The 23,463-nt window shown below is 64.4% G+C and carries 21 protein-coding genes; 8 read left to right on the top strand and 13 right to left on the bottom strand.

Annotation, left to right across the window (positions count from 1 at the left end; genetic code table 11):
- Positions 1–65: 65 nt before the first annotated feature.
- Both C725_RS08055 and C725_RS08050 read right to left on the bottom strand, forming a co-directional pair.
- Entirely contained in the window at positions 66–515 is a 450-nt protein-coding gene (locus C725_RS08055) for a GFA family protein (RefSeq protein ID WP_008601785.1), read from the bottom strand.
- A 311-nt stretch (positions 516–826) separates the two neighbouring features.
- The gene (locus C725_RS08050; protein WP_038282308.1) at positions 827–2,035 is read right to left on the bottom strand and encodes an Nramp family divalent metal transporter; all 1,209 of its coding nucleotides are present in this window, start codon (positions 2,033–2,035) and stop codon (positions 827–829) included.
- 38 nt (positions 2,036–2,073) lie between these two features.
- Here C725_RS08050 and C725_RS08045 point away from each other — a divergent pair, with 38 nt between their 5' ends.
- Positions 2,074–2,871: a DUF72 domain-containing protein gene (locus C725_RS08045; protein WP_008601779.1), complete on the top strand. Its 798-nt coding sequence runs from the start codon at positions 2,074–2,076 to the stop codon at positions 2,869–2,871.
- Between the two features lie 18 nt (positions 2,872–2,889).
- On the opposite strand, the gene C725_RS08040 is transcribed toward C725_RS08045, so the two are convergent.
- From C725_RS08040 to C725_RS08030, 3 genes are all read right to left on the bottom strand, one after another.
- The gene (locus C725_RS08040) at positions 2,890–3,591 is read right to left on the bottom strand and encodes a glutathione S-transferase (RefSeq protein ID WP_008601778.1); all 702 of its coding nucleotides are present in this window, start codon (positions 3,589–3,591) and stop codon (positions 2,890–2,892) included.
- Positions 3,592–3,596: 5 nt separating this feature from the next.
- The gene (locus C725_RS08035; RefSeq protein ID WP_008601775.1) at positions 3,597–4,025 is read right to left on the bottom strand and encodes an OsmC family protein; all 429 of its coding nucleotides are present in this window, start codon (positions 4,023–4,025) and stop codon (positions 3,597–3,599) included.
- Positions 4,026–4,093: 68 nt separating this feature from the next.
- On the bottom strand, positions 4,094–5,362 hold the full coding sequence (locus C725_RS08030; RefSeq protein ID WP_038282304.1) for a threonine synthase: 1,269 nt from the start codon (positions 5,360–5,362) through the stop codon (positions 4,094–4,096).
- Between the two features lie 214 nt (positions 5,363–5,576).
- Between C725_RS08030 and C725_RS08025 the strand changes: the two genes are divergently transcribed.
- The 4 genes from C725_RS08025 (at position 5,577) to C725_RS08010 (ending at position 9,835) form a co-directional block, all read left to right on the top strand.
- Complete coding sequence (locus C725_RS08025) at positions 5,577–5,834, top strand: SWIB/MDM2 domain-containing protein (RefSeq protein ID WP_008601771.1); 258 nt, start codon at positions 5,577–5,579, stop codon at positions 5,832–5,834.
- Between the two features lie 219 nt (positions 5,835–6,053).
- Positions 6,054–6,803: a hypothetical protein gene (locus C725_RS15340; protein ID WP_008601769.1), complete on the top strand. Its 750-nt coding sequence runs from the start codon at positions 6,054–6,056 to the stop codon at positions 6,801–6,803.
- Between the two features lie 153 nt (positions 6,804–6,956).
- A complete protein-coding gene (gene trkA / locus C725_RS08015) occupies positions 6,957–8,339 on the top strand; it encodes a Trk system potassium transporter TrkA (protein WP_008601767.1) in 1,383 nt (460 codons plus the stop codon).
- Positions 8,336–9,835, top strand: coding sequence for a TrkH family potassium uptake protein (locus C725_RS08010; RefSeq protein ID WP_008601766.1), 1,500 nt, complete (start codon positions 8,336–8,338; stop codon positions 9,833–9,835). The genes trkA and C725_RS08010 overlap by 4 nt, the downstream gene beginning before the upstream one ends.
- 66 nt (positions 9,836–9,901) lie before the next feature.
- Here the strand turns inward: C725_RS08010 and C725_RS08005 are convergent, their stop codons facing one another.
- Both C725_RS08005 and C725_RS08000 read right to left on the bottom strand, forming a co-directional pair.
- A complete protein-coding gene (locus C725_RS08005; protein ID WP_008601765.1) occupies positions 9,902–11,005 on the bottom strand; it encodes a CaiB/BaiF CoA transferase family protein in 1,104 nt (367 codons plus the stop codon).
- A 105-nt stretch (positions 11,006–11,110) separates the two neighbouring features.
- A complete protein-coding gene (locus C725_RS08000; RefSeq protein WP_008601763.1) occupies positions 11,111–12,706 on the bottom strand; it encodes an MFS transporter in 1,596 nt (531 codons plus the stop codon).
- 132 nt (positions 12,707–12,838) lie between these two features.
- On the opposite strand from C725_RS08000, the gene pyrC reads away from it, so the two are divergent.
- Positions 12,839–13,936 (top strand): dihydroorotase, encoded by a 1,098-nt coding sequence (gene pyrC / locus C725_RS07995; protein ID WP_038282454.1) that lies wholly within the window; start codon positions 12,839–12,841, stop codon positions 13,934–13,936.
- A gap of 54 nt (positions 13,937–13,990) precedes the next feature.
- Positions 13,991–14,848 (top strand): CAF17-like 4Fe-4S cluster assembly/insertion protein YgfZ, encoded by an 858-nt coding sequence (gene ygfZ / locus C725_RS07990; protein ID WP_008601761.1) that lies wholly within the window; start codon positions 13,991–13,993, stop codon positions 14,846–14,848.
- On the opposite strand, the gene C725_RS15335 is transcribed toward ygfZ, so the two are convergent.
- From C725_RS15335 to sciP, 5 genes are all read right to left on the bottom strand, one after another.
- Positions 14,845–15,900, bottom strand: coding sequence for a collagen-binding domain-containing protein (locus C725_RS15335; RefSeq protein ID WP_160165718.1), 1,056 nt, complete (start codon positions 15,898–15,900; stop codon positions 14,845–14,847). The genes ygfZ and C725_RS15335 overlap by 4 nt on opposite strands.
- A gap of 255 nt (positions 15,901–16,155) precedes the next feature.
- On the bottom strand, positions 16,156–18,870 hold the full coding sequence (locus C725_RS07980; RefSeq protein WP_008601758.1) for a valine--tRNA ligase: 2,715 nt from the start codon (positions 18,868–18,870) through the stop codon (positions 16,156–16,158).
- A 55-nt stretch (positions 18,871–18,925) separates the two neighbouring features.
- Positions 18,926–19,993 (bottom strand): methyltransferase domain-containing protein, encoded by a 1,068-nt coding sequence (locus C725_RS07975; RefSeq protein ID WP_008601756.1) that lies wholly within the window; start codon positions 19,991–19,993, stop codon positions 18,926–18,928.
- A 22-nt stretch (positions 19,994–20,015) separates the two neighbouring features.
- Positions 20,016–21,086: a chorismate synthase gene (aroC, locus tag C725_RS07970; protein WP_008601755.1), complete on the bottom strand. Its 1,071-nt coding sequence runs from the start codon at positions 21,084–21,086 to the stop codon at positions 20,016–20,018.
- Between the two features lie 71 nt (positions 21,087–21,157).
- Positions 21,158–21,454, bottom strand: a complete 297-nt coding sequence (sciP, locus tag C725_RS07965; protein ID WP_038282298.1) for a CtrA inhibitor SciP — start codon at positions 21,452–21,454, stop codon at positions 21,158–21,160.
- Between the two features lie 170 nt (positions 21,455–21,624).
- Between sciP and mnmA the strand changes: the two genes are divergently transcribed.
- On the top strand, positions 21,625–22,743 hold the full coding sequence (gene mnmA / locus C725_RS07960) for a tRNA 2-thiouridine(34) synthase MnmA (protein WP_008601753.1): 1,119 nt from the start codon (positions 21,625–21,627) through the stop codon (positions 22,741–22,743).
- A 17-nt stretch (positions 22,744–22,760) separates the two neighbouring features.
- Here the strand turns inward: mnmA and C725_RS07955 are convergent, their stop codons facing one another.
- Positions 22,761–23,453, bottom strand: coding sequence for an endonuclease/exonuclease/phosphatase family protein (locus C725_RS07955; RefSeq protein ID WP_008601752.1), 693 nt, complete (start codon positions 23,451–23,453; stop codon positions 22,761–22,763).
- Between the last annotated feature and the right edge of the window lie 10 nt (positions 23,454–23,463).

The following is a 23,463-nucleotide window of genomic DNA, read 5'->3' as shown; positions in this document are numbered from 1 at the left end:
CCGTCAACGGAGGAGACGGGGCCGGACAACGGCGGGGCGGACCGGGATCTGGCGGCGGCGTACCCTCAACCGCCAATGCCGTATTTCGCCTTCACCTCGGCGCCGGTCAGCGTCTCGGTGTCCTCGGCCAGCGAATAATAGGAAGGCTTTTCGTCGATGAAAATCTGCTCGCTGATCGAAAACCCGTCCGCGCCGGCGAACAGCCCGGCGGTGAAGCTGTAATGGTCGCCCGGAATATAGCGGTAATAGATGTGGCTGCCGCAGCGGCCGCAGAACGCCCGCTCCGCCCAGTCGGAGGATCGGTAAACGGTCAGCGCGTCCGCGCCCGCGATCTCGTGTCCCGCCGGCTGGCTGACACGGCCGCTGACACCCAGGAACGGCCCGCCGCCCCAGCGCCGGCACATATCGCAGTGGCAAACCGAAACCTCTGGCCGCGCATCCTTCAGCGTGACGCTAACCGCGCCGCACAGACACGCGCCCTGGACGGGGTTTGCATCCGGTTCAATCGTCGCCATGCGTGTCTCCTTTGTCACCGAGGAAGCGGCCGCATTAGCATGAAAACAGGGGCGGAGGGAGGCGGGCATGCGCCCGCGCCATCCCCGCCCGCAGAGAGCCTAAGTCTTGGCCGGCACACCCTTGGTGGAGGGGTTGGCGGCGATGGTCTTCACCTTTTCCTTCTTGGGCTTTCGCGCTTCCTTGTTGCCCTTCTTGTGCTTTTCCTTGGCCATGGTCTGGTCTCCGGCGCCCGGCGGCGGCAGATGCCGGCAGGCGCGGCGCGCAGTATAGGACCATTCGCCTCCACCGCCCGCATGAATTCGAACCGCGTTCAGCCCAGAATGCCAGTCGCCGCCAGCACGGCGCGGGCACCCAGCCCGGTGGACACGATCAGCACCAGCAGGCCCAGTGCATTGGCCCACCAGTCGTTCGCCGCACTGCCGAGCAAGCCGTGCCGGTTCATGGCGAACAGCAGGAACGCGGCCATGATGGGCAACAGCAGGCCGTTGGCGACCTGGGCCGTTATGATGATCTCGACCGGCCGCACCCCGGTCAGCGCGACGAGGGTTCCGAACCCGACGACGCTGATGGCGACCAGCCGAACGCCGCGGTCCTTCGCATCGCTCGGCCAGCCCAGCACCTCGGCGACTGCATATCCCGTCGCCAGCGGCGCGGTGATGCTGCTGGTCAGCCCGGCGGCGAACAGGCCGGTGCCCAGCAGGATCGGCGCGAAATCGCCGAAGAGGGGTGCCAGCTGCGCGGCCATGTCGGCGGCGCCTTCCACCCTCATCCCCTCGGCGAACAGGCTGGCGGCGGCGGTGGCGACGATCAGGATCGAAATCAGCCCGCCAAGGCCGACCGACAGCACCGTATCGCCGCGTGCCGCAGCGACATCGCCGGACGGGTGCCAGCGCGCCTTCGCAGCGGCGGCATGAAGAAAGAGGTTGTAGGGAACGACCGTCGTGCCGACCAGCGCCACGACGGTCAGCGCGCTGCCGCCGGGTGCCGAGGGAACGAACAGGCCCGTCACCAGCGCCCGCATGTCGACCCCCACCACAATGCCCGCTGCCAGGAACGCCGCGGCCATCAGCAGAACGAGGGCGATCAGCGCCCGCTCCAGCAGCCGGTAGCTTCCCAGCGCCAGCAGCAGCGCGGCCGCTCCAGCGATGGTCATGACGGCAACGCGGAAACTTCCCTCGCCGCCGCCCAGCGCCTCGATCCCCAGCGCCGCGCCGGACAGATTGCCGCCCTCATAGGCGGAATTGCCGGCATAGAGGGCCGTGCCGATCAGGGCGAACAGCGGCCAGCGGAGGCGATTTCCGCGCAGTTCGCGGCGCAGCGCCTCCCCCAGACCGGCACCGGCGACGGTGCCAAGCCGCGCCGCCATCTCCTGCAGCGCCATCGTCGCCAGCACCGCGAACAGCAGCGCCCACAGCAGCGCATAGCCGAACTCCGCCCCCGCTACCGTGCACGCGGTCACCGTACCCGGCCCGATAAAGGCCGCGGCGACCATTGCGCCAGGACCGATTTTCAGTTTCATCCCTGCCCCCTTACCGCCCACTGATGCGTAGGGAGAAGATGACCCGCGGGAAAGTCCATATCGGCATTGGCGGCTGGACCTACGAGCCGTGGCGCGGCACCTTCTATCCCGACGGCCTGCGGCAGAAGGACGAGTTGGCCTATGCCGCGGAACATCTTACCGGCCTTGAGATCAACGCCACCTATTACCGGCTGCAAAAGCCGCAAAGCTTCGCCAACTGGGCCGACGCGGCGCCGCCCGGCTTCCGGTTCGCGGTAAAGGCGTCACGCTACGCAACCAATCGGAAGAATCTCGCCGAGGCCGGGGAGGCAATAGAGACGTTTTGCGCTCAGGGCCTGACAGAGCTTGGCGAGAAGCTGGGCCCGATCCTCTGGCAGCTTGCGCCGACGAAGAGGTTCGACGCCGACGAGATTGGAGCGTTCCTGGATATGCTGCCGAAGCAGCAGGAGAGCGTGCCGCTTCGCCATGCCCTTGAGGTTCGCCATGCCAGCTTCGCGGATACCGCCTTTGTTGAGCTGGCCCGCCATGCCGGCGTCGCCATCGTCCTGGCGGATCATGCCGAATATCCGCAGATCGCCGACCTGACATCGGACTTCGTCTACGCCCGCCTGATGCAAAGCCGGGAGGATGAGGAGACCGGCTATCCTGCAGCGGAACTCGACGAATGGGCGCGAATTGCGGGGTCATGGCGAGACGGTCACGCGCCCGAAGGATTGCACTACGCGGCGACCAAACAGCCGCGTCTGAAGGACGGACGCGACGTCTTCCTGTTCTTCATCGCCGGCGCCAAGGTCCGAAATCCCGCCGCAGCGCGGTCGCTGATCGACCGATGCTGAGCCCCCGCGGCGCCTTGCTCAGGCCGAAGCGTCCAACTCTTCATAATGCCGGAACAGGCCGTTCTCGAATGGCAGGCACCGGTCGGACGCCAGGTAATCCTGCAGTTCCGGCAATTCCCCGACACGATCCCGATGTTCGAACAGGGAGCGATATTCCGGCCGCAACGTCGCCATTCTCTGGGGAAAGGCGAACTCGAGACCGCTCATCAGGACGTAGAAGCTCGTATCGGCATAGCTCCACGCCTCACCCGCGAAGAACTTCCGTTCTCCGTTCAGCGTCTTCGCGAAGTGGCGAAAGAATTTCGGCATGCGTTCGCCGCGAAATTGCTCCGCCGCCTGCTTCGCTGCCTCCTTCTGCTCTTCATAATAGGCGCCATCGGCAATCGGGTGATGGGTGTCGTGTGCCTCTGCAACCATGTCCATTATGGTCAGCTGCAGCTGGTTTACCCACAATTTCCCCTTGGCGTCCTTCGGCGCCAGACCATGCCGGTCGCCGAGGTAGAGGAGAATGTTCGCCGTCTGCGCCAGCACCAGCTCTCCGGTGTCGAGCCAGGGCGGCGCATAGGGAGGGGTGCTGTCGTAGCGCTCCAACTGCTCGGCGACATCCGTCCCCTCTTCGCGGCCGCGCTCCCGATAGGGAATGCCGCCCGCCTCCAGGGCAATGCGAACGAACTCGCCGCGCCCCGGCAGGCCCGCCCAATACCAGAGATCGTAGGACATGCGGCTCAGCCCTGCAGCGACCAGTCGAGCGTGATCTCTGCGTTCAGCAGCTTCGAAATCGGGCAATTCGTCTTCGCGCCGTCGGCGATCTTGCCGAACTGCTCCTCCGATATGCCCTCCACGCGCGCAGTGGTCTTGAGGTCGGAACGGGAAACCTTGAAGCCGTCTCCGTCCTTCTCCAGCGTCACCTTCGCCTCGGTATCGATTTGACCGTCCTCGAACCCTTCTTTTGCCAGCGCGAAGGACAGCGCCATGGTGAAGCAGGAGGCATGGGCCGCCCCGATCAGTTCCTCCGGATTGGTGCCGGGCGCGTCCTCGAACCGGGTCTTGAACCCGTATGGCTGGTTGTCGAGCGCGCCGGAGCCGGTCGAAACATGCCCCTTTCCCGCCTTGCCGAGGCCTTCATAGCGTGCGCTGCCGGTATTGACCGTCATTGGGGATCGTCTCCTTCCGAAAAGATTTCCCGAACAACGGCCGGATGCGCGCAGAGTTGCGACGGATGTTAGCCCGCTGCGATATCGTCCCAGTCGATGGGCTTATGACGATCGAGCGCCCGCTCCGCCGGCGGCATCGGATATTTGAGACCGGTCGCGCAATTGAACAGGATGCAGCGATCGTCTTTGGCGATGCGCCCCTCGGCCAGAGACTGTTCCCATGCCGCTGCCGTTGCCGCACCTTCCGGACAGAGAAGCAGACCGTCCTCCGTCGCAACGCGGTCGCGCATCGCCATGATGTCCGCATCGTCGACGGCAATCGCAAATCCGCCGCTTTCGCGAACCGCGTCGAGGATCAGGAAATCGCCGACGGCGCCGGGAACGCGGATGCCGGCCGCGACGGTGTGTGCATCCTTCCAGGGTTCCGCTGTCCGCTCCCCCTTCTCCCAGGCGCGCACCATCGGCGCGCAGCCCGAGGCCTGCACGGCCACCATGCGCGGGCGTTCACTGCCGATCCAGCCCATCGCCTCCAGTTCGGCAAAGGCTTTCCACATGCCGATCAGACCCGTGCCGCCGCCCGTCGGATAGAAGATGACGTCGGGCACCTCCCAGCCAAGCTGCGCCAGCAGTTCCAGCCCCATCGTCTTCTTCCCCTCGATCCGGTAGGGCTCCTTCAGCGTGGACATGTCGAACCAGCCCATATGTTCCTTGCCCTCGCCGACGATCTTGCCGCAGTCACCGATAAGGCCATTGACGCGCCAGACCTTCGCACCCTGCAGTGCAATCTCGCGCACGTTCACCTCCGGCGTATCCTCTGGGCAGAAGACATATGTCTCCATACCGGCCGCCGCTCCGTAGGCAGCGAGCGCGGCGCCGGCATTGCCATTCGTCGGCATCGCGATCCGCGTAATACCAAGCTCGCGCGCCATGGATACGGCCATGCCGAGACCGCGCGCCTTGAAGCTGCCGGTCGGCAGACGCCCCTCGTCCTTGGCGACAGGAGCGGCGGCGCCGTGGCGCGCGCCGAGGCGGGGGAGCGGTACGAGCGGCGTTGCCACCTCCCCCAAGCTGACGACGTTCCCGGTCTGCGTGACCGGCAGCATTTCGCGCCAGGCCCACATGCCGGCGCCTCGTGCGATCACTTCGCCCTTGCTCAGGCTCGCCGCGACGCCGTCGAGGTCGTAGCGCACAAGAAGGGGCCTGCCGGCTTCGGACAAGCCGTGCACGCGGCCAGCCTCGTAGCGCTTGCCCGTCCAGCTACATTCCAGATGAGTAACAAATGTCGGATGCTCGTCGGTGGAGATCGGGGCGGCGAAGGGTGCGGATTCTGCAGTCATGCAGGCCCCACTAACGCAACCGTCGGCGCTTCGTCACGCCGGCTTGCGAAATTTTCGTTCTCCCCGTCGCCAAAGCCCGGGCATCCGCCGCCTTTTCGATTGACCGCCCTCCCAATCCCCGTTCTAACCGGCGCAATTACAACCGGCGCGCGGCATACGGAGCGATGCGAATCTGAGCTTCGAACCGCGCGTCCCTTTTCTCGGAGACGTAAAAGTGGCGAAATCCAACAATGCCCTGCAGCAGCCGATGACCCTGTCGCCTGAGCTGGCGGCGGTGACCGGCAAGTCGACGATGACGCGCGCAGAGGTGGTCAGCGGCATGTGGGACTATATCAAGAGGAACGATCTGCAGAACCCGGAAAACAAGCGCGAGATCATGGCTGATGCCAAGCTGAAGCCGATTTTCGGCAAGGACAAGGTGACCATGTTCGAAATGAACAAGCTGATCTCGCCGCACCTTTCCAAGGCGTAACCTGTCGAGGCGCAGTTCCGCGCGCCTTTCTTCCTGCCGGGGCCGGGCGCCGCGTGAATATCGCGGACAACCCGGCCCCGCAGTCTCTCCCGTTTCCTCCTCTGCCACGCGCTATCGCGACGTCCATCCGGTTCCGCCCGCCCGGCACGGTTCAGCAGCGGTTCAATGGCCGCCTGCTACTCCCAAACAGGCTGGGGACACATCTGAGGAGGGACACCAATGTCCATCAAACGGATCGTACGGCCTGCCCTGATCGGCGCGGGCGCATTGCTTCTGGGCGCGTGCTCTCTTGGCGACTATGGCTATGGCAGCACGTCAATCGGCTACAGTTCCGGCGGATATTACGACCCCTATTATGACGGCTACGGTCGCGGCAGCGGTTACAGCGCGGCCGCGCGTGCCGGTATTCCGGTCTATTATGGCTGGTACGACAATCTCTATTATCCCGGCTACGGCACCTATGTTTACGATCGGCGCGGCACGCGCCACGGGTGGAACAGCCGGCATCAGCGTTATTGGCTGGCGCGGCAGGCGCAATATCAGCGCTGGCGCGCCGCGCACCGCGATGTTCGCCTCGATCGGTACGATCGCCGGCTCGATGCGCTGGAGCGGCGCGGGCATGAGCGCCGCGACCGTTGGGAGGACCGGCGCGATCGCGATGATCGCTGGAACCGTCGTGACCGGGACCGCGATGGCGACCGGAGCAGATGGGACGGAAACCGCCGTGACGGCGATCGGTGGACCGGCGGCCGAAGCCGGATCGACCGGGGGGACCGTGACCGGAATTGGCGCGGCCGCGGCGGTTCTGATCGGGCGAGCGAGCGAGCCCGCGCCCCCACACGCACCGTTCGCCCAGCAGTGCAGCCGCGGCCGCGCGCAGCGGAGACCCGTCGTTCCTCTATAGAGGTTCGGCGCCCCACACCCCGGATAACGCGCGGTGGACCGCGCCCGCGCGCTCACCCGGAATAGCGAGCCCCCAAAAGCCGGAAATACGGCTGCCATAGCGCTTCCGAACCCCACGGCTTGACCGCGACGCGGAACGCGCCTTTGCTCCTGCGCGTAACATGAGCCGTTCATTGCGGGACGCCGCCCGAACGGCGTCCTGTGCGAAGGGGGCAATCCTTGAAGATCGTTATCTGCGGTGCCGGACAGGTCGGATCGACCATAGCGCGCCAACTCGCGCGCGAAGGAATGCACGTTACCGTCATCGACCAGGATGAGGATGCGGTTCGCCGCATAGACGAGGGTCATGACGTTCGCGGCGTTCTGGGCCATGCATCCTATCCGCGCATTCTGGAGCGGGCGGGCGCGGACGACGCCGATATCCTGATTGCGGTCACGCGCTCCGACGAGGTCAACATGGTGGCCTGTCAGATGGCCTATTCGCTGTTCGGAGTGAAGCGGCGTATCGCTCGTTTGCGCCATGCCGGTTATATCGCCCCTGCGCGGCAGGGCCTCTACGCCGCAGAGCATCTGCCCATCGACGAGATCATCGCCCCGGAACTGGAAATCGCAGGCGCCATTGCGCGGCGGCTACGCACGCCCGGTGCATTCGACATGCAGATCCTGGCGGGCGGGCGGATCCAGCTGACGGGCATCCACTGCGACGCGGCCTGTCGGCTGCTGGGAGAGCGCTATCTCGATCTGTGCGGGCATAGCGAGTTGGCAAGCGCCACCATTCTTGTCGTTTTTCGAGAGGGCCGTCCATTCTTTCCCGGCATGAAGGATGTCGTTCAGCGGGACGACGATGTCTATTTGGCAGCGCCCACGGAAAACACCGAGGATATCCTGAAATGCTTCGGGCACAGCGAGCGTGAGGCACGGCGCGTCGTCATCGTCGGCGGCGGCAATGTGGGTCTCCATCTTGCACGGCTGCTGATCGCGGACTCCTCCGGTGTCGGCATCCACCTGATCGAGCATGACATCAAGCGCGCCGAATATGTGGCGCGCGAACTCGGAAACGAGGCCATCGTGCTGCAAGGCGATGCCCTGGAGGGACAGGTGCTGGAGGATGCGCAGATCGGGGCGGCGGAGACCGTCATCGCGGTCACGAATGACGACGAGACGAATATCTTTGCCTCCGTGCTCGCCAAGCGCGCAGGCTGCACCCGCGCAATCACGCTGGTCAACAAGAAAGCCTATCAGCCGCTTCTGCCGACGCTCGGCCTCTATACCGTCGTCAGCCCCAGTTCGGTGACGATCTCGACGGTTCTGCGGCACGTACGCGCTGGCGCCATTTCCGCTCTGCATACCATTGCGGAGGATTTTGGCGAGGTGATCGAGTTCGTGCTTGGCGAAAATTCTCCGCTTGCCGCGCGCCCCCTGGGAGAGGTCTCCATACCGGACGGGGTGCGGATCGGTCTCGCCATTCGCGGGGAGGAGATCATCATGCCGGGCGACGATACCCGGTTCGAGACCGGCGACCACATCATCGCGGTGGTCACTTACGATGCCATACAGGCGCTGGAGATCCTGCTGGGCGAAAAGCGGCGCCTGTTCCAGTGAGCACGATCAACGCCAATGCCAAGCCGCCCTCGCTGGCCGGCAGGGGAATATTGCCGGTTGCCTATTTGGTCGGTCAGGTCCTGATTGCGGTCAGCGGTCTCATGCTCTTTCCCATGTTTGTCGACATGTACGCCAGCAACGACGATTGGCGCGCCTTTGCCATGGCCGCTGCGCTAGCCTTCGTCCTGGGCTTCATCATGCGCCGCAGCGGCCGGGGCAGCCTGAAAAGCGGTCTCACCATTCGCCAGGCGTTCCTGCTGACGCCTCTATCGTGGATGATGGTCGCGATGATCGGCGCTCTGCCGTTTTTCTTTTCCGATTTCGGACTGACCAGCGGCAGCGTCACAAACGCCTTTTTCGAATCCATGTCCGGCCTGACGACCACGGGCTCCACGGTCATCGGCAATCTGAACGAGGCGCCGCCCGGCTTTTTGCTCTGGCGCGCCATTTTGCAGTGGGCCGGCGGCATCGGCATCATCGGAGTCGCAATCGCGGTGCTTCCGACACTGGGTATCGGCGGCATGCAGCTCTTCCGCACCGAATCCTCCGATCGGTCGGAAAAGGTCATGCCCAAGGTGCGCCAAATCGCCATGGCCGTCGCCATGGTCTATCTCGGACTGACCATCCTTGCCGGCACCTGCTACTGGCTGGCCGGCATGACGCCCTTCGAGGCTGTCGCGCATGCACTCACCACGCTCTCGACGGGCGGCTTCTCAACGTCCGACCAGTCCTTCGGAGCATGGGAAGACAATGGCATACAATGGATCGCGACGCTTTTCATGCTGGCGGGCGGCATTCCGTTCGTCCTTTACGTCCGCTTTATGGCCGGTGAGCGCAGTGCGCTGTGGGACAGTCAGGTTCGCGCCTTTCTGGTCTTCCTGGGTCTCGCAGCGACCGGAGTTGCGCTTTATCTGCTGATAACGGATCAGTACGGCGTCGAGGCCGCGTTTCGCAATGCCGCCTTCTCCGTCGTGTCCGTAGTGACGACGACGGGCTATGCAACGGCGGACTATTCCACCTGGGGCGGCGTCGCGGTGGGCGCATTTTTCGGCCTGACCTTCATGGGCGGCTGTACCGGCTCCACGTCCGGCGGCATCAAGATTTTCCGGTTCCAGGTGCTGATCCTGCTTCTGCGCAGCCATTTCCGCAGTCTGCTCTATCCGCGGGGCGTGTTTCCGCGTAGCTATAACGACAAACCACTCGGTAACGACGTGGTGGCGTCGGTGATCGTGTTCTTCGCGATCTTCTTCGTCTGCTATTCGCTCATCACCATCGCGCTGATGGCAATGGATCTCGATTTCCTGACCAGCGCCAGCGCGGCGGTCACGGCGCTTGCCAATGTCGGACCCGGCCTTGGCGACACCATCGGTCCTGCCGGCAATTTCTCGACCTTGCCGGCCGCGGCAAAGTGGGTGCTGTGCTTCGCCATGCTGCTGGGCCGGCTGGAACTGTTTACGGTCCTGATCCTGTTCATGCCGCGCTTCTGGCGCGGCTAATCATCAGGACTGCTCCCGCCACCGCGCGCGCAGCGGGGACTTTCGTTCGGCCTATGCGGCGGCTCGTCACTCATGCCGGCAGGGTGCGGGCTTGGGGCCTGCAACAGGGGTTCGACCGAAACGAGCGGGATGCCTGGGCGCGCGCATCGGGCCACAGCCGGGCTGGTCGATCGTCTGCACCAGCTCTCGGTGACGCACTTGCGGGTCGTTCGGTACCGCCGCCGCCGGATTGATGACAGCGCCGATCGCCTCCTCCCGAATGAACCCCTCGCGCAGATCGGCGACCGGCGTTTCAGCCACTTTGGCCTTCAAGGCGCGCCAGAAGTCACCGCCGTTGGCACGCCACTTTTCGAGTGTGGAAAAGCGTTCCTCCTCCATAAGCTGCGGCATTCCCACGGCCCGGGCGAGCGCCTGCGCCTCCTTGTACTGCATGGCGCCCAGTATGACCGCACCGTCCTTTGCCGGAACGGGGCGATTCAACCTCGCATAAGGCGGATAGTCGGCGCCAACCCCCGGAAAGGTCTCGTGCCACAGCCCATCGGGCCAATGAAAGGCGAGCGCGGCATCGAGCATGGCAAGTTCGATATGCTGCCCCCTGCCGCTCCTCTCCCGCTCGTACAACGCTGCGGTGACCGCCTGCGCCGCCGTCAGCGCCGTCACCTTGTCGACGACGATGTCCGCCATCAGCGTCGGCCGGCCGCCGCTCGCGATCGACTGGGCATCGGCCATGCCGCTGACCGCCTGTACCGCCATGTCATAGACGCGCTGGCCGGCATAGGGTCCGTCCGGACCAAAACCGGAAATCGAACAATAGATCAGACGCGGATTGTGCGCGCTTGCCTGTTTCCAGCCGAGGCCGAGCCGGTCAGCCACACCGGGCCGGAAATTCTGCAGAAGGATGTCCGCCCAGCCGATCAGTTCCATCAGCCGGGGTCGGTTCGTCTCGTCGGCCAGATCTAGGGTCTCCAGGCGCTTTGCGCGGTTCACCGATGCATAGAAAGCGCTGTAACCCTCGACGCTCGGCCCTGACAGGTGCAACGGATCGCCGGACGGCGGCTCCACCTTCACGACCTCCGCCCCCTGTTCCGCCAGCCACATGGCGGCCATGGGGGCGGATACGATCTGACCGAAATCGACGATCTTCACGCCGGCAAGCGGCCCCTGAGACATGAATACGCTCCCGCAGACGACCACCCATGCGGCCGAGCGCGACAGTGCCGACCTGCAATCGAACCGACAAGCTCATCAAATGCTTTAGGCGAAAGGCGCTGCCCTTCAGCCCGTTATGTCGGTGCCTGTCCGGTCCGGCAGAAACAGAAGCGAGACCACCAGTGCGATCGCCACAATCACCCACGTATACCACAAGCCGGCGAAGACCCCGCCCGTCGCCACGACGATGTACTGGCTGATCGCAGGGAGCAGCCCCCCGAAGACGCCGGCGCCGATATGATAAGGCACGGAAACGCTGGTATAGCGGATGCGCGCGGGAAACATCTCCACCAGCGTCGCGGCGACCGGGCCATAGGTCGCGCCCGAAAGAATGCCGAGAACGGCAACGCCCAGCAGAATCGGGAGCAGTTTACGGGTGGCCGGATCAGACCGTTCGGGATAGCCGGCCGCGCGCAGGGCGTCCGCCAATCCATCCGCATCGAACCCCTGCACCGCCTGCCGCTCGCCGATACGGATCAGGAAGGTGTCGCCGGGCTGCTTGCGGTAATCGATGCCGCTCGCGGCGAGCCATTCCAGCGCGCGCGCGCAGTCGCTGCCCTGCACCTCCGCGAACGGTTCATACTCGCAGCCGTCCGGCATGCTGACGACGACCGGCGCCTTCTCCATCGCCCGCACCATTTCCGGGTTCGCCGCTCCCGCCATCATCCAGTAGATCGGGAACAGCAGGACCAGCGTGGCAAGATAGCCCGTACAAATCACTTTTTTGCGGCCCAGCCGGTCGGAAAGCCAACCGAAGAACACGAAGCTGGGCGCGGCGATCACGACGCCGAATGCAATGATGGCGCGCGCGTCCCCTTCGGAAACGCGGCTGGCCCCTTGCAGGAAATAGAGCGTGTAGAACTGCGCGTTGAACCAGATGACGGTCAGGCCGGCCGCAATACCGAACAGGGCCACCAGCATCAGCCGGACATTGGGTCCGCTGGCGAAGCTCTCCCGTACCGGATTGTCGGCGCGGCGGCCCGCAGCCTTCATCTCCTGAAAGACAGGGCTCTCGTTCAATTTTAGCCGGATATAGAGGCTGATGGCCAGCAGGAAGAGCGAGAACAGGAACGGGATGCGCCAGCCCCACGCGTTGAACGCCGCCTCTCCCATAAGGCTTGTCGTGCCGATGACGACAGCGAGAGCCAGGAGAAACCCGCCCGTGACGGACACCTGTATGAAGCCGGTGTAGAAGCCGCGCCGCTCCGTCGGAGCGTGCTCCGCCACATAGATTGCGGCGCCGCCATATTCGCCGCCAAGCGCCAGGCCCTGAACCAAGCGAAGCAGGATCAGGACCAGCGGCGCCCACAGGCCAATCGCGGCATAGGTCGGCATCACGCCGACGGCCGCAGTCGCCAGCCCCATCAGGGTGATCGTGATCAGGAAGGTATATTTCCTGCCGATCCGGTCGCCGAGATAGCCGAAGATCAGCGCCCCCAGGGGCCGCACCAGAAACCCGGCGGCAAAGGTCAGCAGCGACAGCAGGAAGCCGAGGGTCGGCGAATCCACCTGAAAGAACAGCCTTCCCAGAAGCGCCGCCAGCGTGCCGTAGACGAAGAAATCGTACCATTCGAAGACGGTGCCGAGCGCACTTGCGGTGATAACCAGCCGGTCTCGCTGACGATGCGCGCCGACCGGCTCCATGGCTACCTCTGCCGCCATAATCCCCCCTTTTTTGTGTCTTTGTTCCCGCATAAGCGGTTCCGCGCCGCCGCACCAGATCGCGGTCGGCTGGACATGGACGGAACCGTTGGGGCTGGTGCGGCCGCCCCCTCTACGCCTATGGAGCGGCGCATGACCCAGTTCTCGCCCGCCCCTGACCGCCTGACCCTACGCCGCCCGGACGATTGGCACGTACACCTGCGCGACGGCGATGTTCTGAAGGCCGTCGTACGCTATACCGCCCGGCAGTTCGGCCGTGCGATCGTCATGCCGAACCTGTCGCCCCCGATCACCACGGTCGCGGCAGCCCGCGCCTATCGAGAGCGTATACTGGCCGCGCTCGCGGAAAGCCCTGCTGTGCTGGGTGGAGACGGGGCCGTAGGCGATGTCTCCGCGTTCGTACCGCTGATGACCTGCTACCTGACCGACGACATCTCGCCGGACGAAGTGGCGCGCGGCCATCAGGAGGGTGTCTTCACCGCCGCCAAGCTCTACCCTGCGAACGCGACGACGAACTCCGCCCATGGCGTGACGGACGTGCGCAACATCTATTCCGTGCTGGAGCGCATGCAGGAGATCGGCATGCCGCTCCTGATCCACGGCGAAGTGACGGATGCGGACATCGATATATTCGACCGCGAAGCCGTGTTCATCGACCGGACGATGAGCCGTCTCGTCGCGGATTTCCCCGCGTTGAAAGTCGTTTTCGAGCACATCACGACGGAGGATGCCGCGCAGTTCGTCGTGGACGCGCCGGAAACCGTAGGCGCGACCATCACGCCGCATCACCTTGAGATCAGCCGCAACGCCATGCTGGTCGGAGGCATTCGCCCGCACTATTATTGTCTGCCGATCGTCAAGCGGGAACGGCACCGGCAGGCGCTCAGGAAGGCGGCGACGGGTGGCAATGCAAAGTTCTTCCTTGGGACCGACACGGCCCCGCACGCGCGCAATGCAAAGGAAACCGGCTGTGGCTGCGCCGGCATTTTCAATGCCCCCCACGCGCTGGAGGCCTATGCCAAGGTGTTCGAAGAAGAAGACGCGCTTGACCGGCTGGAGGCCTTTGCCAGCGAAAACGGACCGCGCTTCTATGGCCTCCCGCTGAACGAAGGCACGGTGACTCTGGAACGGGCGCAGAACGCCGTGCCGGAGACGCTGCCTGGCGGCCAGGTAGAGATCGTGCCGTTCCATGCCGGCAGCATGCTTTCCTGGCGCCTTGCCAGCTCTTGATCCCAACCTCGTCAGGTCTTGCGAGGGACCGGAGGAGCGCCGATAAAGGCCGGTATGATCGTACATCTTTCCGACCGGCGTGTCCTGCGCGTGCACGGCAACGAGGCGCGGGCCTTCCTGAACGGCCTGCTGACCACCGATATCGCGAGCGTCACGGACGCAGCGCCCCAATGGTCCGGATTGCTGACGGCGCAGGGCAAGCTGATCGCGGACATGATCGTCCGGGCGGGCGGCACCGGAGGCGACGGGCAGGAGGAAATCCTCCTCGACATCCATCAGGACTATTTTGAAGAGGCGCTGACGGCGCTTCGCCGCTACCGCCTGCGCCGCCCGCTGGACATCGAACCGACGCAGCAGCGTGTTTTCGCATCATGGGACGAACCCCTTGTCGTCGCGCCTTTCGACCCGCGATCGGAAGCGCTCGGGCGCCGCTGGCTGGGGGCAACGGCGCACGTGACCGGTGAACTGGAGGATTACCACGCCCGGCGGATCGCACTCGGCGTACCCGACTCCCCGGATTTCGAGGCCGGAAAGACGATGTGGCTGGAAACCAACGCCGATCTTCTGGGCGGTGTCTCCTTCACGAAGGGCTGCTTCGTCGGACAGGAGAACACGGCGCGCATGAACTATCGCGGCAAGGTGCGGAAACGGATCGTGCCGGTCGTGCTGAGTTCCGATCCCGGCGACGACAACGCCATCACGACCGGCGACGGCAAGGCAGCCGGCACGCTGATGAGCTACGCCGAAACAGCGGACGGCTGGCGCGGCATGGCCCATTTGCGGCTGGAACATGCGCACCTGCCGCTGCTGGTTGGTGCGCAGGCCGCGAGTGCGGAATGGCCGGACTGGATGCCCCGGCCCGACGATGCCGGCGGCGATGCTGAGCCCGCCGCCGGCGAAACGGCCGCCTAGTTCGACACTGCGGGCGCGGCGCGGCGGCGGAGCGCGATGCCGCCAAGGCCGAGCGCCAGCAGGGCCAGCGCACCTGGCGCCGGAACGGGGTCCAGTGGCTCATCGATTACAACGGGCGGACTGAAACTGAGGCCCGTGCCGCCATAGCTGGACAGGTGCATCTCCCCGTTCAGAGTCGCGGACCCGAAGACGCCCGTGCCGTTGATCGGGCTGTTGTTCGTGATATGCGCGAGCGGCGCGAGCACCGAGCCGAAGAATTCGCGGTTGAAGGCCAGCGTCGTCGCCTCATAGAAATTCCAGATCACCGTGCCGGCCAGCCCGATCGAACCGCCGATAAAATTGTCGTCGAACGAGAAGCTCGTGCCGCCGACATTCATCACGATCGTATCGAACGCGTCCGATCCGTTCGCGAACTTGATCGAACCGATGATGTCGTTGCCATTGGAGGCGAGAAGCGCGCCCAGATCGGCGACGTTCATGACCGCGACGCCATCGACCGCCACCGGATTCACCGTCCGCGACTGCCCCTCCTTGCCGAAGCTGCCGCCGGTGTCGGCCAGCGCGGCCAGGCTCGTGGACAGTTCGTACATGTCGCCGGCAAAGTACGGGATGCTGACATTGGCGCCGGATTCGAACGTGCTCTGATTGCGGTTCTGGATGTTGATCGCACCGCCAGCACGCACAGTGTAGGTGCCGTTGAGATTCAGGTGCTCCACGCTGCCGCCGGCCTCGATCGTTCCGCCACCCTGAATATTCTTGTAGCCGCCGCCGATGCTGCCGCCGACGGTCAGCACCGGACGCGTGGACGCCGCCTGCGTACCGGAACCGCCCTTGTTGAATGTGCCCGTTCCCGCCAGGCTACCGCCCACATAGGTGCGCCCCTCGACGTCGTGCCGGGTCTGCGCACTGCCGAGGACGACAAGATTATGCTCGCGCATCACTTGCAGGCCGTCGATGGCCGTCGCGGCAGCCGGGGTGGATGCCGCTCCCGCCAAGAGAAGAACTGCCGCCGGAAGGGCGCTGCCTGCACGAGAGACAAACGAAAACGACATGATGTTCGGCCTTAGAAATAGCATAGGCGAAAATGCCCATGTCTTTTTAAGCAACTAGCGTGCCAGCGTTAATGCATCCTTTGCGAATGCAGAGCGCTTGGCGATAAGGTCGCGGAATGGCAGAGAGCGCGTAAGCGAAAACGAGGGAACGGCAATGGCCAAGCGGCAGAAGAAGAAGCGGTCGGACAAGAACCTGATCATCATCTTGGGCACCGCCGCCGCCCTGATGGGCGCCTTCTTTCTTTACATCACCGTCTAGCCGAGCCGCGCCAGCGCCGCCTCCAGCCGGTCCCGTTCGTCCCGCTTTTCCGCCAGTTTCGCCTCGGTTTCCGTCACCACTTCGGGTTTCGCCTTGGCGCGGAAGTTCGGATTTGCAAGCCGCTTTTCGATGCTTCCGATCTCCTTCGCTGCCGCTTCCGCATTTTTCCTAAGGCGCGTACGCTCCGCCTGAAGGTCGATCACCCCCTCCAGCGGAATGACGTAGGTGGCCTCATCAAGCACGATCTGCGCCGCCCCGCCCGCAGGCGCCTGCGTGGTGGAGACAGGCTCTGCCCGCGCCAGACGTGACAGCGCCGTCTCGTTGCGGGACAGGCGTGCCAGCGTATCCTCGGACGCGTCCAGCACGTGTAGCGGCAAACGCGCGCCCGCCGGAACATTCAGTTCGCTCCGCGCACCGCGAATGGCACCGACCAAATCAACCAGCCAGTCGATTTCGCGCGCCGCCTCGACATCGATGGAGCGGCTATCCGCCTCCACCCATTTCGCTTGGATCAGGTCATAGGGGCGGTCCCCCAGCTTGTGCCAAAGCTCTTCAGTTATGAAGGGCATGATCGGATGCAGCATCACCAGGATCTGATCGAGCACCCAGCCAGCGACCAAGCGGGTTTCCTCTGCCTCCGGACCTTCGGCGCGCGCGCCCTCCTCGCCTTGCAGAATGGGTTTGATCAGTTCCAGATACCAGTCGCAGAACCGGTTCCAGGTGAAGTGATAGATGCCGCTGGCAAAGCCGTCGAACCGGTAATCGGCGATGGCGAGGTCGAGCGTCTCGGCTGTCTTTATCGTTTCGCCGACGATCCAGCGATTGACCGCAAGCGTCGTCGCCGGCGGCGCAACCGACTGCGATGCGCCGATGCCATAGCCCTGCGCGAAGCGGGCCGCGTTCCACAGCTTCGTAGCGAAATTTCGGTAGCCCTCGATCCGTCCGACATCCATCTTGATGTCGCGGCCCTGGCTTTCCATAGCCGTCATGAAAAAACGAAGGGCGTCCGCCCCATATTGATCGATCAACCCGATGGGATCGACGGTGTTGCCCTTCGACTTGGACATTTTCTGCCCGTCGGCAGCGCGCACAAGGCCGTGCAGGTAGAGCGTCCGGAACGGCACCTCGTCCAACAGGTGCATGCCCTGCATCATCATGCGCGCGTCCCAGAAGAACAGGATGTCGAACCCTGAGACGAGGACATCGTTCGGATAACGGCCAAGCGCCTTCACGTCGGTATCCGGCCACCCCTGCGTCGCGAAAGGCCAGAGCGCGGACGAGAACCACGTGTCGAGCACGTCGTCGTCCTGCCGCAGCGTCTTGCCGGGCGCCTGAGCCTGGGCGTCCGCCTCCGTCTCCGCGACATAGACCCGGCCATCCTCGTCATACCAGGCCGGGATGCGATGCCCCCACCAGAGCTGACGCGAGATGCACCAGGGCTGGATATTTTCCATCCAGTTGAAGAACGTCTTTTCCCAGCTTTTCGGGACGATCTGAATGTCGCCGGACCGAACGGCATCCATCGGCCGCTTCGCCAGTGTTTCGGCATCGACATACCATTGGTCGGTCAGCCACGGTTCGATAACCGCATTCGAACGGTCGCCGAAGGGCGTCTGTGTCTTGCGGGGCTCGGCGTCGTGCTCTTCGCCATCCGTGTCCACATGCGCGATCAGGCAGCCAAGTTCCTTCATCGCCGCGACAATCGCCTTGCGCGCTTCGAAGCGTTCCAGGCCCACAAAGGCATCCGGTACGAGGCCGTCCGCGGTTTGCACGACGTGCGCGTCCGCGTCGAACATGTTGAGCATATCGCCCGGCGCGATGCCGGCGCGCTTGCCGACCTCGAAATCGTTGAAATCATGCCCGGGCGTGATCTTCACGGCACCCGAACCCAGTTCCGGATCGGCATGTTCGTCGGCGACGATCCGCAGCCGCCGCCCGGTGATCGGCTGTTCGATTTCCTTCCCGATGACGGAGGCGTAGCGCTCGTCGCCCGGATGCACCGCGACCGCCATATCGGCCAGCATGGTTTCGGGCCGCGTCGTCGCCACTTCGATATAGTCGCGGCCGTCCGCCAGCGCTGCGCCGCCCGCCAGCGGATACCGAAAACGCCAGAAATGACCGGCAATTTCGCCGGTCTCGACCTCAAGGTCAGAAATCGCGGTCTTCAGGCCCGGATCCCAGTTCACAAGGCGCTTGTCGCGATAGATCAGGCCATCATTATACAGGTCAACGAACACCTTCAGCACGGCCGAAACGAAATTCGGGTCCATGGTGAACTGCTCGTTCGACCAGTCCATCGAACATCCGAGGCGGCGGAGCTGGCGCGTGATGTTGCCGCCGGATTCCTCCTTCCACTCCCACACCTTCGCCACGAAATCCTCGCGGCTGAAATCGGTGCGCTTCTGCTGCCGCTCGTTCAGTTGCCGCTCGACGACCATCTGCGTGGCGATCCCGGCATGATCGGTGCCGACGACCCATTTCGCATCCTTGCCGGTCAGGCGCGCATGGCGGACGAGCACATCCTGCAGCGTATTGTCGAGCGCGTGACCGATATGAAGATTGCCGGTTACGTTCGGCGGCGGGTTGACGAGCGTCCACGGCTCCGCATCCGGACGTTCGGGACGGAACGCCCCCGTCTCCTCCCAATGCGCATACCAGCGCGCTTCGATTTCGGCGGGGTCGAAGGTCTTCGGAATGTCTTGCTCGCTCATGGCAGCGCTCAATGCCAGCGGCGCTGCGGTGCGGCAAGATGCTGCATAGCTGTGCTCAGCAGCAGGATTGGGCCTCTGCGCCCCCTGCGGCATCGGCCATGAACTCTCGGCCGGCGAACGGACTGGCGGTGCCGCAACCAGGGAAGACGCCGTAATGCCGATCGAAGGTTCCGAAGCTGTCGAAATGTTCGCCGAAGCGCGTTTCCTTCAGCATCCGCCAGCTATTCCCGCAAATCGGAAAGATGCGCCCTGCTTCGATGCTATGATGCGCGTCCAGTTCGAAGACCCGCTCGCTGCCCGGAACCGTTCCGCGATAACGAACGGCCTGCCCGTAATCCTCACATTGCGGCTCCAGGCCGCCGAGCTTGAACAGACGGTATGTCGCGGAATGAAACGCGATGCCGTCCAGCTTTGCGGCAATGGCCGGCGCATTTATGGAAAGCGGTCTATGCTCGACGAGGCGAGGGTCGAGAAAACCGGCACCTTTTGCAAGACGCTCGAAATCGCCCCAGTAGAGCGCCCCTGACAGACACTCGCCGTGCAGGACCGGATCGGACAAGAAGGCCTCTGGAACGCGCCGATCCGCATAGATATCGGAGAAGTAAAGCTCGCCGCCCTCTTTCAACAAGCCATGCGCCGCGGCGAAGACGGCAGCCTTGTCCGCGACGAGGTTGATCACGCAGTTGGAGACGATCACGTCGAAACTGCCCGGCTCGAGGTCCAGATCGGCAAGGCGTTCGATATCGCCCGCGAGGAAACGCACGTTGCTGCGGGCATAACCGAACCGCTGTCGGTGCCAGTCCAGATGCCGGCGCGCGATGTCCAGTTGTTGCTGTGTGGCATCGACGCCCGTGACGCTGCCGCTTTCGCCCACAAGCTGTGCCAGGACATAGGCATCCTGACCGGACCCCGAACCGAGGTCGAGAATGTGCGCGCCCCGAAGCTGCTGGGGAGCGACGAGGCCGCATCCGTAATAGCGCGCGCTGACCTCCTCATGCACATTGGCGAGCGCCGCGCGGACATCGGGCGGAGGCGTCGACTGGGTGCAACAGGCATCCGTCTTCAGATCGCTGGAGCCGCCGAGGACCTCTCCATAATAGTCGCGACTGTTCTCAAGGTTCATCGCTTCCGCCTTTCCGTCTTGGTCAGCCGCATTGTGCACGGTGCATCAGATAGGCGTCGGCCAGAACGAGAGCCATCATGGCTTCGGCCACCGGAACGGCGCGAAGGCCGACGCAGGGATCGTGCCGGCCCTTCGTCGAGACTTCGGCGGCCTCGCCGCTGCGCGTGACCGTCTCCACCGGCGACAGGATCGAACTGGTCGGTTTCAGCGCCAGGCGGCAAACGATCTGCTGGCCCGTCGAAATGCCGCCAGCCGTCCCGCCAGCATGGTTGGAGAGGAATTGCGGCGAATCCTGAGGTGATGCGCCCGGACGCATGCGATCGGCATTCTCCTCCCCCGTCAATGCCGCGGCGGCGAACCCGTCGCCAATTTCCATACCCTTCACCGCGTTGATCGACATCATGGCCGCACCGAGTTCGCTGTCGAGCTTGGCATAGATGGGCGCTCCCCAGCCGGCGGGCACACCGTCCGCCAGCACCTCGACGACCGCGCCGACCGAGGAGCCGGCCTTGCGCACGGAATCGAGGCGGGCCTTCCACCGCACCTCCGCGTCGGGATCGGCGCACCACAGATCGCTGTCTTCCAGATGCTGCGCCGCGAAGCGTTCCGCCCGGTCGCCGCCAAGCTCGACCACATGACCGAGAATACCGACATGGGGGAGCACCTTGCGGGCAACGGCGCCGGCCGCAACGCGCGCGGCCGTTTCGCGAGCGGAAGACCGCCCGCCGCCGCGATAATCCCGAAAGCCGTATTTCGCGTCATAGGCAAAATCGGCATGGCCAGGCCGATACTTGGCGGCAATTTCCGAATAATCCTTTGAACGCTGGTCGACATTCTCGATCATCAGGCTGATCGGCGTGCCTGTGGTTCTGCCCTCGAACGTGCCCGACAGGATGCGCACCTGGTCGGGTTCGCGCCGCTGCGTGGTGTAGCGCGAGGTGCCCGGACGCCGGGCATCGAGATAGGGCTGGATATCGCCCTCACCCAGCGGAATGCCGGGCGGACAGCCGTCGACAACCACGCCGAGCGCGGGTCCGTGGGATTCACCCCAGGTGGTGAAGCGGAAAAGGCGGCCGAAACTGTTCCAGGACATACCCCGTCTGATGGCGCGCCTTTGCCATCAACGCAATGCCGCCGGCCCCGCCGGCTTCGGAATGCGCCGAATTAGCTGTCCTGACGTTCGAAAAGCGCACGGTAGTGCTGCGTCCGCGTGACGCGCAGCCCTGCAAGGCCCGCGCGGTCCACGGCGCGCTGCCAGCTGGTAAATTCCTCAATCGAAAGGCCGTAACGCTTGCACGCCTCGTCCAGGGTCAGAAGTCCCCCCTTCACGGCAGCGACGACCTCCGCCTTGCGGCGTACGACCCAACGGCGTGTCTTTGGCGACGGCAGTGTTTCCATGGTCAGTGGTTCTCCAAGAGGACCAATGACCGAAGCCGGCTTGAAACGCTGATTCTCTAACATTCTACCTCTCGTCCATCCGCTGGCGGCTGCGGTCTGTTCGTGGCATTTGCATTACGGTGAGAGGCCTAACGAAGCCCTAACCGTGGCCGCGAAAAATGCCGTAAGACCGGGATTCCCGAGAGCGGCGGCTGGAAAATTCGCCCCGCCGGGGCTATGTCGCTGCCCAGATCATGAGCATCGAACTCGACCTTCCCGGCACGCCAGATACGCCGCGCGTGGTCGTCGCCATGTCCGGCGGCGTCGACAGTTCCGTGGTGGCTGCACTCGTGTCGGAGGCCGGCTACGAAACCATCGGCATTACCTTGCAGCTCTACGACCACAGCCAGGCGGTGGGTCAGCCGGGCACATGCTGCGCCGGCAGCGATATTCACGATGCGCGGCGCGTGGCGGACAGGCTGGGTATCCCGCATTACGTTCTCGATTATGAAAGCGCCTTTCGCGGCAGCGTGATCGACGATTTCGCCGACAGCTACGCACGCGGTGAAACGCCGATCCCATGCGTGCGCTGCAACCAGACGGTCAAGTTTCGCGACCTTCTGCAGGTGGCGCGCGACCTCGGCGCCGACGCACTTGCGACCGGCCATTATGTCCGGCGCCTTGATGGCGCGGCAGGACCGGAACTGCACCGCGCCGTGGATCCCGCACGCGATCAAAGCTATTTTCTGTTCGCGACCACGCAGGAACAGCTCGGCTTTCTTCGGTTCCCCTTGGGGGATATGGAGAAAAGCGCCGTGCGCGAACATGCCGCCCGCCTCGGGCTCGGCGTCGCGAACAAACCGGACAGCCAGGATATCTGTTTCGTCCCCTCCGGCGATTATGCCAGTCTCGTGAAGAAACTGCGGCCCGAAACCGCTGCCCCGGGCGAGATCGTCGACCTGTCCGGCAAGATCCTCGGCCGTCACAGCGGGCTGGTACATTACACCGTCGGCCAGCGCCGGGGCATCGAGATTGGCGGGCAGCCGGAGCCGCTGTACGTCGTGCGCCTCGAACCGGAGAGCGGGCGCCTTGTGGTAGGGCCGCGCTTGGCCCTTGGCGTTTCTTCGTGCGACTTGTCGGACATCAACTGGCTTGGCGGCAAGATTCCCGACGGCGGGGTCGCCGTCACCGCAAAGATCCGCTCCATGGCCCGGCCGGCCCCCGCGCGGTTCGATGGTCGCGCGGTGACGTTCGAGACGCCGGAGTTCGGCGTCGCCCCTGGCCAGGCAGCCGTTTTGTACGATGGTAACCGTGTGCTCGGCGGCGGATGGATCAAGACGACGGAGTCCGCTTTGAACGCGATGGCCGCCTGACATGCGCAGGCAACCCGTTAGCCGGGATGCTCCAGCTCCGCCCAGATAGGCAGGTGGTCGCTGGCACGCTTCGCACGCGGTGAGACGTGAACGCCCGCGTCCCGCAGCGAAAGTTCGGTGCTGTAGATGATCCGGTCGAGTTCCAGAACCGGTCGCCGCGTGTGGAAGCTCGGGCCGCACGGGGCAAGTTGGTAGTGTCCCGGCACGGTGGGCATGGCCGCGCGCTTGCCCCGGTTCCAGTCGTTCGTATCGCCCATCAGGATCGTCGGCATGGGCCGCCGCTCGTCCAGCAGGTCGCAAAGCTGGCGCAGCTGGCGGATCCGGTAGAACCCGCTCAGATCCAAATGCATGCCGACGATCCGCACCGGCCCTTCCTGCAGGTGGACCTCGGCAAGGACAGCGCCCCGCGGCTCGAGAGTGTCAAGCCAAAGCGGCTCGGCATGGCGAACGTCTGCGTTCTTCCGCACGACGATCGCATTGCCGTGCCAGCCGATGGAGTGTTCGCGCATCCCGAAATGAACATGGCGGAAGCCCGCGGCCTCGAGATCATCGGGCGGCAGCACGGCACGCCGTCCGAAGAAACGGCGGTCCGCTTCCTGCAGCGCGAAGATATCCGCATCGACCTCGCCCAGCACGTCGATGATCCGACCGGGATCGCGGCGCCGGTCGAGACCGATACCCTTGTGGATATTATAGCTGGCAACCTTCATCGGCGGACAG

This window comes from Pacificimonas flava (genome assembly GCF_000342165.1).
GTDB lineage: Bacteria > Pseudomonadota > Alphaproteobacteria > Sphingomonadales > Sphingomonadaceae > Pacificimonas > Pacificimonas flava.
This window is presented reverse-complemented; position numbering and strand designations above follow the sequence as displayed.

Excerpts from the sequence above, each read along its gene's own strand:
- C725_RS08030 (WP_038282304.1), bottom strand. The coding sequence starts at position 5,362 with ATGACTGCAGAATCCGCACCCTTCGCCGCCCCGATCTCCACCGACGAG.
- C725_RS08035 (WP_008601775.1), bottom strand. The coding sequence starts at position 4,025 with ATGACGGTCAATACCGGCAGCGCACGCTATGAAGGCCTCGGCAAGGCG.
- mnmA (WP_008601753.1), top strand. The coding sequence starts at position 21,625 with ATGAGCATCGAACTCGACCTTCCCGGCACGCCAGATACGCCGCGCGTG.
- C725_RS08040 (WP_008601778.1), bottom strand. The coding sequence starts at position 3,591 with ATGTCCTACGATCTCTGGTATTGGGCGGGCCTGCCGGGGCGCGGCGAG.
- aroC (WP_008601755.1), bottom strand. The coding sequence starts at position 21,086 with ATGTCCTGGAACAGTTTCGGCCGCCTTTTCCGCTTCACCACCTGGGGT.
- C725_RS08005 (WP_008601765.1), bottom strand. The coding sequence starts at position 11,005 with ATGTCTCAGGGGCCGCTTGCCGGCGTGAAGATCGTCGATTTCGGTCAG.
- C725_RS08055 (WP_008601785.1), bottom strand. The coding sequence starts at position 515 with ATGGCGACGATTGAACCGGATGCAAACCCCGTCCAGGGCGCGTGTCTG.
- C725_RS15340 (WP_008601769.1), top strand. The coding sequence starts at position 6,054 with ATGTCCATCAAACGGATCGTACGGCCTGCCCTGATCGGCGCGGGCGCA.
- C725_RS08045 (WP_008601779.1), top strand. The coding sequence starts at position 2,074 with ATGACCCGCGGGAAAGTCCATATCGGCATTGGCGGCTGGACCTACGAG.
- C725_RS07975 (WP_008601756.1), bottom strand. The coding sequence starts at position 19,993 with ATGAACCTTGAGAACAGTCGCGACTATTATGGAGAGGTCCTCGGCGGC.
- pyrC (WP_038282454.1), top strand. The coding sequence starts at position 12,839 with ATGACCCAGTTCTCGCCCGCCCCTGACCGCCTGACCCTACGCCGCCCG.
- C725_RS07980 (WP_008601758.1), bottom strand. The coding sequence starts at position 18,870 with ATGAGCGAGCAAGACATTCCGAAGACCTTCGACCCCGCCGAAATCGAA.
- ygfZ (WP_008601761.1), top strand. The coding sequence starts at position 13,991 with ATGATCGTACATCTTTCCGACCGGCGTGTCCTGCGCGTGCACGGCAAC.
- C725_RS15335 (WP_160165718.1), bottom strand. The coding sequence starts at position 15,900 with ATGTCGTTTTCGTTTGTCTCTCGTGCAGGCAGCGCCCTTCCGGCGGCA.
- sciP (WP_038282298.1), bottom strand. The coding sequence starts at position 21,454 with ATGTTAGAGAATCAGCGTTTCAAGCCGGCTTCGGTCATTGGTCCTCTT.
- C725_RS08000 (WP_008601763.1), bottom strand. The coding sequence starts at position 12,706 with ATGGCGGCAGAGGTAGCCATGGAGCCGGTCGGCGCGCATCGTCAGCGA.
- C725_RS08050 (WP_038282308.1), bottom strand. The coding sequence starts at position 2,035 with ATGAAACTGAAAATCGGTCCTGGCGCAATGGTCGCCGCGGCCTTTATC.
- C725_RS07955 (WP_008601752.1), bottom strand. The coding sequence starts at position 23,453 with ATGAAGGTTGCCAGCTATAATATCCACAAGGGTATCGGTCTCGACCGG.